Annotated in this window: 11 protein-coding genes; 6 read left to right on the top strand and 5 right to left on the bottom strand. The window is 63.7% G+C overall.

What is annotated here, in order from left to right; all coding sequences use genetic code 11:
• The first annotated feature begins 93 nt into the window (after nucleotides 1–93).
• On the top strand, nucleotides 94–1,140 hold the full coding sequence (hemE, locus tag AB8A50_RS16400; protein WP_439074834.1) for a uroporphyrinogen decarboxylase: 1,047 nt from the start codon (nucleotides 94–96) through the stop codon (nucleotides 1,138–1,140).
• A gap of 1,025 nt (nucleotides 1,141–2,165) precedes the next feature.
• On the opposite strand, the gene AB8A50_RS16405 is transcribed toward hemE, so the two are convergent.
• From AB8A50_RS16405 to AB8A50_RS16420, 4 genes are all read right to left on the bottom strand, one after another.
• Nucleotides 2,166–3,176 (bottom strand): L,D-transpeptidase family protein, encoded by a 1,011-nt coding sequence (locus AB8A50_RS16405; RefSeq protein ID WP_439078318.1) that lies wholly within the window; start codon nucleotides 3,174–3,176, stop codon nucleotides 2,166–2,168.
• Between the two features lie 96 nt (nucleotides 3,177–3,272).
• Nucleotides 3,273–3,992, bottom strand: coding sequence for a ribonuclease activity regulator RraA (locus AB8A50_RS16410; RefSeq protein WP_089265949.1), 720 nt, complete (start codon nucleotides 3,990–3,992; stop codon nucleotides 3,273–3,275).
• A gap of 12 nt (nucleotides 3,993–4,004) precedes the next feature.
• Nucleotides 4,005–5,744, bottom strand: a complete 1,740-nt coding sequence (araD, locus tag AB8A50_RS16415) for an L-arabinonate dehydratase (protein WP_439078319.1) — start codon at nucleotides 5,742–5,744, stop codon at nucleotides 4,005–4,007.
• A gap of 97 nt (nucleotides 5,745–5,841) precedes the next feature.
• Entirely contained in the window at nucleotides 5,842–6,327 is a 486-nt protein-coding gene (locus tag AB8A50_RS16420) for a MarR family winged helix-turn-helix transcriptional regulator (RefSeq protein ID WP_374725612.1), read from the bottom strand.
• Nucleotides 6,328–6,418: 91 nt separating this feature from the next.
• Between AB8A50_RS16420 and AB8A50_RS16425 the strand changes: the two genes are divergently transcribed.
• From AB8A50_RS16425 to AB8A50_RS16445, 5 genes are all read left to right on the top strand, one after another.
• Nucleotides 6,419–7,204, top strand: coding sequence for an SDR family NAD(P)-dependent oxidoreductase (locus AB8A50_RS16425; protein ID WP_439078320.1), 786 nt, complete (start codon nucleotides 6,419–6,421; stop codon nucleotides 7,202–7,204).
• A gap of 338 nt (nucleotides 7,205–7,542) precedes the next feature.
• On the top strand, nucleotides 7,543–8,742 hold the full coding sequence (locus tag AB8A50_RS16430) for an ABC transporter substrate-binding protein (protein ID WP_439078321.1): 1,200 nt from the start codon (nucleotides 7,543–7,545) through the stop codon (nucleotides 8,740–8,742).
• A gap of 21 nt (nucleotides 8,743–8,763) precedes the next feature.
• Nucleotides 8,764–9,621 carry a branched-chain amino acid ABC transporter permease gene (locus AB8A50_RS16435; RefSeq protein WP_089265945.1) on the top strand — a complete coding sequence of 286 codons (858 nt, stop codon included), beginning with the start codon at nucleotides 8,764–8,766 and terminating at the stop codon, nucleotides 9,619–9,621.
• Complete coding sequence (locus tag AB8A50_RS16440; protein WP_439078322.1) at nucleotides 9,621–11,420, top strand: branched-chain amino acid ABC transporter ATP-binding protein/permease; 1,800 nt, start codon at nucleotides 9,621–9,623, stop codon at nucleotides 11,418–11,420. The genes AB8A50_RS16435 and AB8A50_RS16440 overlap by 1 nt, the downstream gene beginning before the upstream one ends.
• Nucleotides 11,401–12,138, top strand: a complete 738-nt coding sequence (locus tag AB8A50_RS16445; protein WP_439078323.1) for an ABC transporter ATP-binding protein — start codon at nucleotides 11,401–11,403, stop codon at nucleotides 12,136–12,138. Before AB8A50_RS16440 ends, AB8A50_RS16445 begins: the two co-directional genes overlap by 20 nt.
• A gap of 148 nt (nucleotides 12,139–12,286) precedes the next feature.
• Here the strand turns inward: AB8A50_RS16445 and AB8A50_RS16450 are convergent, their stop codons facing one another.
• Entirely contained in the window at nucleotides 12,287–13,060 is a 774-nt protein-coding gene (locus tag AB8A50_RS16450; protein WP_439078324.1) for a cyclase family protein, read from the bottom strand.
• Nucleotides 13,061–13,073: the final 13 nt, after the last annotated feature.

Consider the following 13,073-nt stretch of genomic DNA (forward strand, 5'->3'; position numbering starts at 1 on the left):
GCGGAATTGCCGCGCCTCGCCAAGAGCGAAGCGGCGGTGTATCAGAGGCGGCAAAATCATGCCGTTCGGCACCAGTTTCCGGAACCCAAGCATTTGACCCAGTCCACGCCCCGCAAGCCGTTCCTCGATGTCCTCGCCGGCCAGCGCCAGGCGGTGCCGCCGCTCTGGATGATGCGACAGGCCGGGCGTTATCTGCCTGAATATCGCGAGGTCCGCGCGCAGGCCGGTGGTTTCCTCGATCTGTGCTTCAATCCGGATTTCGCCACCGAAGTGACGCTGCAGCCGATCCGGCGTTTCGGCTTCGATGCCGCGATCATCTTCTCGGATATTCTGGTGATCCCCTATGCGCTCGGCCGTTCGGTGCGCTTCGAGGTCGGCGAAGGCCCGCGGCTCGATCCGCTGGATACGCCCGAGAAGGTTGCGACGCTTTCGCCCGAAGCGGATTTCACCAAGCTCGAGCCGGTGTTCGAAGCACTGCGCCGCGTGCGCGCGCAGCTCGATCCGAAAATTACGTTGATCGGATTCTGCGGCGCGCCCTGGACCGTTGCGACCTACATGGTCGCCGGCAAGGGCACGCCGGATCAGGCGCCGGCGCGGATGATGGCCTATCGGCATCCGGAGGCCTTCGCAAAAATCATCGACACCATCGTCGAGAACTCGATCACTTACTTGCTCGGCCAGCTCAAGGCCGGCGCCGATGTGCTGCAGATTTTCGATACCTGGGCCGGCGTGCTGCCGGCAGCGGAATTCCAGCGCTGGTCGGTGGAGCCGACCAAGCGCATCATCGCCGGCGTGCGCGCCAAGGTGCCGGATGCGAAGATCATCGGCTTCCCGCGCGGCGCGGGCGCACTGCTGCCGAGCTATGTCGGCGCAACCGGTGTCGATGCTGTGAGCATCGACTGGGCCGCCGAGCCGTCCTTCGTACGCGAGCGGGTGCAGAGCCACGTCGCGGTGCAGGGCAATCTCGATCCGCTGGTACTGATCGCCGGTGGCGCCGCGCTCGATCGCGCTGTCGATGACGTGCTGGCGAATTATGCCAGCGGACGCTTCATCTTCAATCTCGGCCACGGCATCCAGCCGGAAACGCCGATCGCCCATGTGGAGCAGATGGTGAAGCGGGTGCGGGATTTCAGGGGATAGCATCTTCCTTCTCCCTCCCCCTTGCGGGGAGGGTGGCGCGTTGCGAGCGCAGCGAGCAAACGTGACGGGTGGGGGTGCCCCACGTGAGAGCGTCGCTTGTGGCTCCCCCACCCCGGCCTATCGGCCGACCCTCCCCACCTAGCGAAGCTTCGCTTCGCGCGGGGGAGGGATATTTCTGGCGCCGTCGCGCCATCGCAAACCGAGAATGTCAAACAGCCACTGCTCATCAGACATGCGTCATCGCCCCCATTGTTTGCGGCGCGGGGGCGCCGTCGTGGTTTGCATTCCCGCCCCCTTGCGAGAGGGCGTGCGGAACGCCGGGTGCCCGTTGCACCCTTGGGCCTGATGCGAATGCGGTCTTCCGCAATTGTGAGTGCATCAGGACTTTCGGAGGCGCCGAGCGAGTGCCCGGCGTTCCGCCTGCGGTGTTTTTTCGGTTGCCTGCACATCTGCCTTGGCGAACGGCCCCATCACCAAAATTAGTGTCCCAGGGCGGAGGGACAGGGTAGCCTCAAGCTCTTGGCCGAACGCGTTTCGATTTGGTCGTCCGTCACACTGTCCAGGGCTCTGTCCATCTCAAGGTCGGCCGTCTCCTTGCCAGTGGCAGTGCTGGCGCAGATCCGTCCTGCCCGAAGACAGACGTTCCCCCATGAACCGCGTGACGCCGCATCTCCGGCGTCCACCGCATCCCACCCCGCGAACGTGACGATCGCGATCGCCCCTCTCGGTGGGGCAGGACGGAGGGGAATATAAACCTGATGGGGATATTGTCAACGATATAGGAAAAAATGTTTGACCGCTGTCTTGCCGCCCCACACCGTCATTCCCCGGCAAACCAATTGGTTTGCCTGAGGGCGCGAGGAGACGCCGAAGGCGGCGTATGGCGAACCTCAGCCACTCCAATTGGAGTGGCGGTGAATCCCAGCATGTTCAGCGGAAAACACTCCGGGATTCCGGGTTCGCGTGCGGCTGGCGCCGCCCACGCCCCGGAATGACCGCAGGAAACTTGCGCTGTGCCGGCGAACCTATTTCGCCGCCTGCTTGCCGTCGACGAAGCTGACTTCCACACCCTTCTTCACGGACGCACCGAGGCGTTCCACGTCCCAGTTGGTGAGACGCACGCAGCCATGGGAATCGCTCTTGCTGACGCGGGAGGGATCCGACGTGCCGTGGATGCCATAACTCTTCTCCGACAGGCCGATCCACATGGCACCGACGGGATTGTTGGGGCCGCCATTGATGGTGAAGGGCTTCGACGATTCCACGCCCTTGAACTTGTATTTCGGATCGTAACGATAGACCGGGTTGGCGTGAACCGAGGTCACTTTCAGTGCACCCGATGGCGTCGGCTTCTCATCGCTGCCGACGCTGGCGGGATAGAAGGCGAGCAACGCGCCGTCCTTGGCGAAGGCCTTCACGGTCTGCCGGACCTTGTCGACCTCAAGGCGGCTGACCTTGTCGGGCTTGCGATCCGACAGCTTGACGATGGTGATGGTCTCACCGGCCTTGTCGAACTTTGCTTTGGGATTGAGCGTCTCGAGCAGATCCTGGCTCATATGGAAGCGTTCGCCGAGGGCTTCGCGGGCGCTGGTGTAGTCCAGCTTCTTCAGCGATTTCATCTCTTCCATCTTGACTGGAAGCTTGTCGAGGAATGGGCCCTTCACGTCCTTCTCGGTCAGCACATAGTCGGTCATGACCGGGTCCGATGATCCCGCCTGCAGCTTCGCCCAGATCTCCGGCGTCAGCGCCTTGCCGGACGGCAGGCTGTTGGCTTCCGCAAAAGCCAGCAGTGCCTTCTCCACATTGTCGCCGAACATCCCATCGATCTCGCCCGGCGAGAAATGCGCGCGATCGAGCAGCACCTGGAGCTTCACCGCCAGCGGGCTGAGCTTCTCGTCGGGCGGCAGCTTGCCGGTGAAATTGGCGGCGTTGATCGTCTCGGCATTGAAAGCCCTGGACGGCTTGTCGGAATCCTTGGCGAGGGCTGCGCCCTGCGCCAGCAGCGACAGTCCGACCGCGACGATGAGGCTGCGCATAGCGTCTCTTTCCGGCTGAGTGATGGATGATGCGCACCGGCGCACCTCTCCAAGACAAAGCCAAGAACCGCCTCTGGTTCCATCCTGACGCGATGCCTACCGCCCCTTCTCTTTCCGCCACGCCGCGAAATCCACCAGCGTCTGCTCATCCGTCGCCGGATAGAGACCGAAGATGCCCTTGCCCTTCTGCACCTGTTCGGTGACGAAATCCTCGAAGGCCGTCATCTCGAAGGCCTCGTTGGCGATCTCGTCGGCAAGATGCGCGGGGATGACGATGACGCCATCGCTGTCGCCGAGGATCACGTCGCCGGGAAACACCGGCGCATCGCCGCAGCCGATCGGGCCGTTGATCTCGATGGCCTGATGCAGCGTCAGATTGGTCGGTGCGCTCGGACGATGGTGATAGGCGGGGAAGCCGAGTTTGGCGATCTCGGCGGAGTCGCGGAAGCCGCCATCGGTGATGACACCGGCAACGCCGCGCTGCGCCAGCCGGTTGATCAGGATCGCGCCAGCGGAGGCCGCACGCGCATCCTTGCGGCTGTCCATCACCAGCACCGCACCGGGCGGGCAATCCTCGACAGCCTTGCGCTGGGGATGCGAGCGATCCCTGAACACGTCGAGCTTGTTGAGATCCTCGCGCGCCGGCATGTAGCGCAGCGTGAAGGCCTCGCCCACCAGTGTCGGCTGGTTCGGTCCGAGCGGATGGACGTCCTGGATGCACTGATTGCGGAAGCCGCGCTTGTAGAGCGCGGTGGCCACGGTGGCGGTGGAGATGGTCTTGAGTTTGGCGCGGGTCGCGTCGCTGAGCTTGGTCATGGGATCACTCACTCAATAAATCACGGGTTCTTTGACCGGCGCGCCGAAGTCGGTGCGCAGGAAGTCGAAGTCGCAGCCTTCATTGGCCTGCTGGATATGTTTGGTGAACATCCAGCCATAGCCGCGTTCGTAATTGCGTTCCGGGGCTTTCCACGCCGCGCGGCGCTTTTCCATTTCGGCATCGGAGATGTCGAGATTGATCGTGCGCGCATCGACGTCGAGGGTGATCATGTCGCCATTCTCGACCAACGCCAGCGGACCGCCGATAAAGGATTCCGGCGCAACATGCAGGATGCAGGCGCCATAGCTGGTGCCGCTCATGCGCGCATCCGACAAGCGGACCATGTCGCGCACGCCCTGCTTCACCAGCTTCTTCGGGATCGGCAGCATGCCCCATTCCGGCATGCCCGGCCCGCCCTGCGGACCCGCATTGCGCAGGATCAGCACATGATCGGCCGTCACATCGAGGCTCTCGTCATCGATCGCCTTCTTCATGCTGGGATAGTCGTCAAACACCATCGCCGGGCCGGTATGCTTGAGGAAGCGCGGCTCGCAGGCTGACGGTTTGATGACGCAGCCATCGGGCGCGAGGTTGCCCTTCAGCACCGCGAGCGCGCCCTCGGCGTAGATGGGATCTTTGACGGTTCGGATGACGTCGTCGTTATAGACTTCAGCGCCGGCGATGTTCTCACCCAGCGTCTTGCCGGTGACGGTCATCACGTCGAGATGCAGATGCTCCTTGATGCGGCTCATCAGTCCCGGCAGGCCGCCGGCATAGAAGAAATCCTCCATCAGATAGGTGTCGCCGGACGGGCGCACATTGGCGATCACAGGCACCTTGCGGCTGGCGATCTCGAAATCGTCAAGGCCGATATCCTGACCGGCGCGGCGCGCCTGCGCGATCAGATGGATGATCGCATTGGTCGAGCAGCCCATGGCCATCGCCACAGTGATGGCGTTCTCGAAGGCCTTGCGCGTCTGGATCTTTTGCGGAGTCAGATCTTCCCACACCATCTCGACGATGCGACGGCCGCATTCACTAGCCATGCGGATGTGGCCTGCATCGGCAGCGGGGATCGACGAGGCGCCGGGCAGCGTCATGCCGATGGACTCCGCGATCGCCGTCATGGTCGAGGCCGTGCCCATGGTCATGCAGGTACCGTAGCTGCGGGCAATACCGCCCTCCACCTCGACCCATTCCTTGTCGGAGATTTTCCCCGCACGGCGCTCGTCCCAGTATTTCCAGGCATCGGAGCCGGAGCCCAGCGTCTTGCCCTTCCAGTTGCCGCGCAGCATCGGGCCAGCCGGCAGATAGATCGCGGGATAGCCAGCACTGGTGGCGCCAAGCAGAAGCCCCGGCGTGGTCTTGTCGCAGCCACCCATCAGCACCACGCCATCGACGGGATGGCCGCGCAGCAATTCCTCGGCATCCATCGCCAGCATGTTGCGGTAGAGCATCGTGGTCGGCTTCAGGAAGCTCTCCGACAGCGACAACGCCGGCAGCTCCATCGGGAAGCCACCGGCCATCAGGATGCCGCGTTTGACGTCATCGACGCGGGTCTTGAAATGCATGTGGCACGGCTGCGCTTCCGACCAGGTATTGAGAATGGCGATGACGGGACGCCCGGCCCACTCCACCGGCGCATAGCCTTGCTGCATGGCGCGCGAGCGATGGCCGAAGGCACGCAGGTCGTCCGGCGCGAACCAGCGTGCGCTGCGGAGTTGATCGGGGGTCTTCTTGTGGCCCGGCATAATTCCATCCCTGTTTCTTTTTGCTTTGGCACGACTTACTTTTGCACGATGCGAACCAGTCAAGCCGGTCGAGTGTGCCGGATTCGACTGTAGCGGTTCAAGACCGCCTGGCCAATGTCCGGTCCGGCGTCTGTGCATCTGCCAGCCGATGCGCTTCCAGCGCCTCCGCATAGAGCGCGAGACCTTCGGCCACCTTCTGACGCTGGGCCGGGGCCAGCTGCTGCAAGGCATTGGTGACCTGCCGCTGCCCATAGGCCTCGATCGCCTCGCGGGTCCGCCGCCCCTTGGCCGTCAGCAACAGCCGCTTGACGCGGCCGTCGCCGGCACTGGCGGCTTCCTTCAATTCGCCCGCGTCGATCAGCTTGCGGATCATCCGGCTGACGCTGGATTTCTCCAGCCCGAGAAACGCGGATAATTCGACCGCAGTCATCGCCTCGCGCGCGCCGATCTCCAGCAGCGTATGCACCGCCGATGGCGGATAGTCGGTCGCTGCAACCGTTGCCTGCATGAAACCGAGTTCGCGCACCATCAGACGCGACGCGGCGCGGATGTGATCAATCAAATCGGCGTCAATATCGGACAATCGCAGGCTCCTTGACGATAGTTGCATGATACAACTATATTGCTGGCGACGAATAACGACCGTGTTAGCACGGTCCGTGCAAGGAATGACCATGACAACCAGCGCTGCCCAGTTCCGCCCCCGCGACCGCATGGCCGGACGCATCTGCCTCGTGACCGGCGGCGGCACCGGCATCGGCCGGGCGGCCGCGCTGCTGATGGCGCAGGAAGGCGCAGCTGCAGTGGTGATCGGAGGCCGCCGCGAGGCCGAGGGACAGGCTGCCGCCGAAGACTGCGGCCGGTTCGGCGCCCAAACGCTGTTCGTCCGCACCGACGTGACCGAGGAGGCCGAGGTCGCCAGCCTGGTGCAGGCTGTGATGTCCCGTTTCGGGCGGCTCGACGTGGCCTTCAACAATGCCGGTTATCAGGAACGGCGAGCGCCGGTCGAGCAGCAGACAGAGGCGGTCTATGACACCGTGTTCGACGCCAATGTCCGCTCGGTGTTTCTTGGCCTGAAGCACCAGATCCAGGCCATGGAACTGAATGGCGGCGGCCGCATCGTCATCAATGCTTCGGTGAGCGGCATCCGCAATCCCAATCCCGGTCTCGCGCTGTATTCCGCATCGAAAGCCGCGGTGATCTCACTGATGCGTTCGGCAGCGATGGAATGCGGGCCGCGCGGCATCCGCATCAATGCAGTGGCACCGGGCCGCGTCGTCACCGACATGATGCTGGCCTCGGGGATCGCCGACATGTCGGCCGTCGCAGCAGGCCTGCCGATCCGGCGTATGGGACAGCCGCATGAAGTGGCCGAAGCCGTGGTGTGGCTCGCGTCCGACGATGCCGGCTATATCGTCGGCCATGTGCTATCGGCAGATGGCGGCTTCAGCGCGACCTGACGACGGCGCGCATCATTGCGTTGCAACAGACGAGCGGGACTGCAGGGCAGCACCGTGTGACTTGCAACGACCAGCCCCTTGGCAACGTCCTTGCCATCGTCAAAGATCACAAGCCGATTGCCAAAGCCACCGCGACAGGTCAGCCTGAGGCGATGGAGATGGATCTGCGCGTCGCGCTCTGCCACCGCGCAACATCGGCATATGTCATGACGATCCGGAGTATCTGACCGACCAACGACATCACCCACACATATAATCCGGCAGTGACCGGGCGGACGAAACGGATGCCTGCATCAATGACAGGCACCGCAAAGGGAAAACACAGGGAGGAAGTCAAGATGAGCATTTCTCGTCGTGGAATTCTATTGGGCGGCGCCGGCGCACTCGGCGCAGCAAGTTTTCCACTCGCACGTCCCGCCATTGCGCAATCGTCCGAACCGATCAAGATCGGCTGGCTCGCGGCCATGACCGGACCGAGTTCGGCGCCGACCGTCGGCTTCAACCGCGGCGTCACATTTGCCACGGAAGCCATCAATGCCGCCGGCGGCGTCAAGGGCCGCAAGATCGAGATCATCACCCGTGACACGCAGGGCGATCCCACAAAGGCCGTCAACGCTACGCAGGAACTCATCAGCCAGGCCAAGGTCCATGCGATCTGGGGGCCGGTGAATTCCGGCGAAGCCCTGGCCACGACGCCACTGATGGCCCGCGCCAAGATGCCCGACCTGCACCCTTGCGTCGTCGATACGCTGATCGACCCCGCGAAATTCCCCGCCGCGTTTCGGATCGCGCCGTCCAACGGCCAGTGGGACGATGCGGTGCGCAACTACTGTCTCAAGGTGCTGAAAGTCAGCAAGATCGCCGTGATCGGCGACACCACCGGCTACGGCGTCACCGCCGTGAAAGCCTCGGTCGAGGCCTTCAAGAAAGACGGCGCCGATGTCGTCTATCAGGCCAATATCGACGCGACGCAGCCCGACATGACGCCGGACATGCTGCGCGCCAAGAATGCCGCTGCGCAGGTCATCGTGGTGTGGAGCGTCTCCACCGGCATGGAAGCGCGCATGTTCAACACCCGCGCATCAATGGGTTGGGACGTTGCCTTTGTCGGTCATCCGTCGCTGGCATCCGGCGAACTCGCCAGCCTGATCGAGAAGCCTGCCAACTGGGAGAAGGTCTACGCCATCGGCTACAAGAGCTGCAGCTATGATTCAGCCGGCAAACTGCCGCCGAAGAGTCAGGATCTCGTCGATCGCCTGAACAAGGCCAAGGTGCCGCTCAACGACACGCTGCTGTGGTGGATCGCGGGCGGTATCGACGCCGTCGAGCTGATCGCCAGGGCTGTCGAAGCCAGCGGATCGACCGACAGCGAGGGCATCGTCAAATACTGGAACTCGCTGTCGAAATATCCCGGCTATTTCGGCAACTACTCGTTCTCACCCACCCAGCATAACGGCTATCCGACCGACGAGATCGTGATGTCGGAAGCGCGTTCCGCCAAGAACGGCACCTTCGCCCTCGCCCCCGGCTACTCGTAAGCCGGCGCGAGGACGACACACATGCTCGGCTCGATCATAGCTTCAGGCCTCGCGGCGGGCGCAATCTATGCGCTCGTCGGCATCACCTACAACACGATGTTCTCGACCTCGCGGGTGATGAGCTTCACCGCCGGACAGCTCGCCATGCTTGGCGGCGTGTTCGGCTCGCTGTTCATGCTGAAAATGGGGATGCCTACGCTGGTCGGCTTCGCCCTGACGCTGGTCGCCTGTGCGATCATCGGCGTCATCACGGAATTCGTCGCGGTGCGGCCGGTGCTGAAAAGCCTCGAACAGCATCTCTATGTGCTGTCGACGCTCGCACTGGCGCTGATGATCCAGCAGCTCACCGCGATCAAATGGGGCACCGAGCCGCAGCCCTTCCCGCGCATCGTCGGTCTCGGTACTGGCGTGTGGGACGAAAAGTTTTGGCTCCCTGTTGTGGCCTGCGGCCTCACCATTCTCGGCCTCGAATATCTCTATCGCCGCACATTGGTGGGCCACGCCTTCATGGCCATCGCGGAAGACAACTTTGCGGCGCGTGCGCTCGGCCTGCCGGAGCGTAACCTGCGCGTGGCGAGCTATGCCCTAGCCGGCGTGATCGGCGGCGTGGCCGGCTTCGCCGGCGGCGAGCTGATGCTGGCCTTCTTCGCCAATGGTGCGCTGCTGAATTTCTACGGCTTCGTGCCGGTGGCGCTCGGCGGCCTCGGTAACAATCGCGGTGCGCTGATCGGCGGCCTCGCGCTCGGCCTGTTCCAGCAGGCGGCGAATTTCCTGGTCGGCGGCATCTTCTCGTCGGTCGCGGTGTTCGCGATCTTCATCATCGTGTTGCTGGCAGCGCCCTCGGGCCTGTTCGGCTCCGCAACGGCGCGGAGGGTGTGATGACGGCAATCACCGATATCCCGACATCGCGCGAGGTCACGACGAAGCATTCGGTGTTGCCCGCGCTGCTGCCGTTCCTCGGCGTGTTCGCGCTGGCGATGATCCTGCCCTTCGTCAGCAACGACTACTGGGCACTGATCGGCACCCGTGCTGCGATCTACTGGGTGCTGGTCGCCGGGCTCAATCTCGTGGTCGGCTTCGCCGGCCATCTCGCCATCGGCTATGTGGCGCTGCTGACGCTGGGTGCCTACACGACCAGCGTACTCGCCGCCGGCAATGTGCTGCCGCCGGTGCCGATCTATGGCGCGCTGATCATTGCAAGCTGCGTCGGCGCGGTGTTCGGCGTCATCGTCGGCCTGCCGGCGATGCGGCTGCGCACCTTCTACTTCGCCATGACCACACTCGGCTTCGCCACCATCGTGACACAGATCGCGCTGGCCTGGCAGAGCGTCACCGGCGGCGGCATCGGCATCGTCGGCCCGGAATTCTCCGCGCCGTTCAACACGCCATGGGGCTTTTATTATCTGTGCATCGGCTTCGCGGCGGTGGCGACATGGCTCAGCGCCAATATCGCCTATAGCCGGTTCGGCCGCGCACTGATCGCGATCCGCGATGCGGATGTCGCGGCGGAAGCCACCGGGATCTCGAAACCGAAATTACTGGTGTCGATCTTCCTGCTGGCGGGCGCGATGGCGGCCTTTGCCGGCGGGCTGTTCGCCAGCCTGCAAACCTATATCACGCCGGACGCTTTCACCTTCGACCTCTCGGTCCTGTTCTTCATCGCCATCCTGATCGGCGGTCGCGGCTCCATCCTCGGCCCGATGCTCGGCACCATCATTCTCACGATCTTGCCGGAGATCGCCGCGCCGCTCGCGGCGTGGTCGACCTTCCTCTATGCGGTGCTGCTGCTCTTGATCGTGCTGGTGATGCCCGGCGGCATCGCGGCATTGCTGGATTTCAAGAGCCGCCGTCCGCTCGCCAGCAACCGCGCCATCGTGCCGCGCATCGCGGGACTGTCAGACGTCCTGCGCAAGACGGCCACCACCAGGACTCTTACGTTGCGTGACGTTGTCCTGACCTTTGGCAATGTCCGCGCCATCGACGGGCTCGACCTCGACGTGAAGCCCGGCCAGATCCACGGCCTGATCGGCCCCAACGGATCCGGCAAGACCACCACGCTGAACGTGATCTCCGGCTACTACGCCGCCAAGGGCGGCACCATCACGCTCGGCGACGACGCGCTGCCGCCCGGCATGCCCGAGCTGCGCGCCGGCAAGGGCATTGCGCGTACCTTCCAGACACCCCGCGTGATCGGCGAAGCCTCGGTGCTTGAAAATGTGATGGTCGGCGGCACCATCGAGGGCGAAGCGACATTTGCCGAGGCGCTGCTGTCGCTGCCGCGGCATCACCGCGACGAACGCAAGCTGACCGCACAGGCGCGCGCGATGCTCGGCGTTGTCGGGCTGGAGGCGCTGGCCGATGTCCGCGCCGATCGCCTGCAGCACAGCGAGTTGCGCTTCATCGAGATCGCGAGGGCCTTGATGCTGCAGCCGGACTTCCTGCTGCTGGACGAACCTGCCGCCGGTCTTTCCAGCGACGAGATCACGAGGCTCGGCGCGCTGATCAAGGCCATCAGCCGCCGCGGCACCGGCGTACTCTTGGTGGAACATCACGCCGACCTGATCTTCGACATCTGCGATCAGGTCACGGTGCTGAACCTCGGCAAGATCCTCGCCGCCGGTACGCCGGCGGAAATCCGCGTTCACAAGGAGGTCGTCAGTGCTTACCTCGGAGGCTGAACCGCTGCTCAGAGTCACCGCGATGGAATCCGGCTACGGCAAGATCCGCGTGCTCCATGGCATCGACCTGCATATCGCAGCCGGCGAAGTGGTGACATTGCTCGGCCCCAACGGCGCCGGCAAGTCGACCTTGTTGCGCGCCATCTCCGGCCTGCTGCCGGTCAATGCTGCGAGCGTGCGCTTCGACGGCCGCGATATCAGCAACGGAACGCCGCGCGAGGCGGCGCGTGCTGGCCTCGTGCATGTGGTCGAGGGCCACCGCGTGTTCACGCAGCAGACGGTGACCGAAAACCTGCTGCTCGCCGCCTATGACCTGCCACGCGGCGAGCGCAACGCGCGTGTTGATGAGGCGCTGTCGTTCTTTCCGGAGATCGCGGAGAAACGCCACGAGCGCGGGGCGTCGCTCTCGGGCGGACAACAGCAGATGCTGGTGGTGGCACAGGGTCTCGTGCGGCGACCACGGCTGCTGATGCTGGACGAGCCCTCTGCGGGCCTCTCGCCGGTGCTGGTCGACCGCGTGCTGACGGTGATCGCGCAATTGCAGAAACAAGGCACCGCCGTACTGCTGGTGGAGCAACTGGTGGAGAAAGCGCTGGCTGCGGCGAACCGCGTCTATGCGCTGTCCCAGGGGCGTATTGTGCTCGAAGCTGCGACAACGGAAGCGCACCTGCCGCAGCGGCTGGAGCGGGCGTATTTTGGGCATGAAGCGGCCGTTTAACACGCCGTCATGCCCGGGCTTGTCCCGGGCATCCACGTCTTTTGCACACGCTGCCAAGACGTGGATGGCCGGGACAAGCCCGGCCATGACGTTGTGAGAGAACGGAGTCTGTCAGTACATCTCCGAGCAAGGGCCCGGGCAGTTCGCGTCAATCGATAATCGCTACCGCCCTTGTCCATCCCGCCGATGCCTTCTCGATCTTCACCGGGAAGCACGACACCATGAAGCCGGTGGACGGCAGTTGTTCGAGATTGTGCAGCTTCTCGAGATGGCAATAGCCGATGTGGCGGCCGGCCTTGTGGCCTTCCCAGATCAGGCTCGCATCTTTCGTCTCAGCATATTTCTTCGCGGTGTAAACGAAGGGCGCATCCCAGCTCCAGCCATCGATGCCGGTCAGGCGCACGCCGCGCTCCAGCAGATACATGGTGGCCTCATAGCCCATGCCGCAGCCGGAGATGACATAGTCCTGCTGACCGTATTTGACGCCGGCAGATGTGTTGACGACGACGATCTCCAGCGGGCTCAACGTATGGCCGATGCGCTTGAGCTCGTCCTCGACATCCTTGGCCGTCGCGACATAGCCGTTCGGAAAATGCCGGAAGTCGAGCTTCACGCCGGGCTGCAAACACCAGTCCAGCGGCACTTCGTCAATGGTCCACGAGCGCTCACCGCGATTCATCGTGGGATGGAAATGATAGGGCGCATCGAGATGCGTGCCGTTATGGGTCGAGAGCTGCACCAGCTCCACCGCCCAGCCCTGCCCGTCCGGCAGATCCTCGGCCTTCAGCCCGTCGAAAAACTGCAGCATCCGCGGCAGGCCCTGCTGGTGATCGACATAATTGATGGTGGGATGATTGCCCGGGGGATCGGCGGGGACGTCGTTCTGCAGGGGAACGGAAATGTCGATGAGGCGACGGGACATGGGATTTCCTCTG

Origin of the sequence: Tardiphaga sp. 841_E9_N1_2, assembly GCF_051811065.1 — a bacterium.
Classification (GTDB): Bacteria; Pseudomonadota; Alphaproteobacteria; order Rhizobiales; family Xanthobacteraceae; genus Tardiphaga; species Tardiphaga robiniae.

What these genes read in the sequence shown, in the direction of transcription:
- AB8A50_RS16405 (WP_439078318.1), bottom strand. Translation starts at nt 3,176, where the DNA reads ATGCGCAGCCTCATCGTCGCGGTCGGACTGTCGCTGCTGGCGCAGGGC.
- AB8A50_RS16410 (WP_089265949.1), bottom strand. Translation starts at nt 3,992, where the DNA reads ATGACCAAGCTCAGCGACGCGACCCGCGCCAAACTCAAGACCATCTCC.
- araD (WP_439078319.1), bottom strand. Translation starts at nt 5,744, where the DNA reads ATGCCGGGCCACAAGAAGACCCCCGATCAACTCCGCAGCGCACGCTGG.
- AB8A50_RS16425 (WP_439078320.1), top strand. Translation starts at nt 6,419, where the DNA reads ATGACAACCAGCGCTGCCCAGTTCCGCCCCCGCGACCGCATGGCCGGA.
- AB8A50_RS16430 (WP_439078321.1), top strand. Translation starts at nt 7,543, where the DNA reads ATGAGCATTTCTCGTCGTGGAATTCTATTGGGCGGCGCCGGCGCACTC.
- AB8A50_RS16435 (WP_089265945.1), top strand. Translation starts at nt 8,764, where the DNA reads ATGCTCGGCTCGATCATAGCTTCAGGCCTCGCGGCGGGCGCAATCTAT.
- AB8A50_RS16440 (WP_439078322.1), top strand. Translation starts at nt 9,621, where the DNA reads ATGACGGCAATCACCGATATCCCGACATCGCGCGAGGTCACGACGAAG.
- AB8A50_RS16450 (WP_439078324.1), bottom strand. Translation starts at nt 13,060, where the DNA reads ATGTCCCGTCGCCTCATCGACATTTCCGTTCCCCTGCAGAACGACGTC.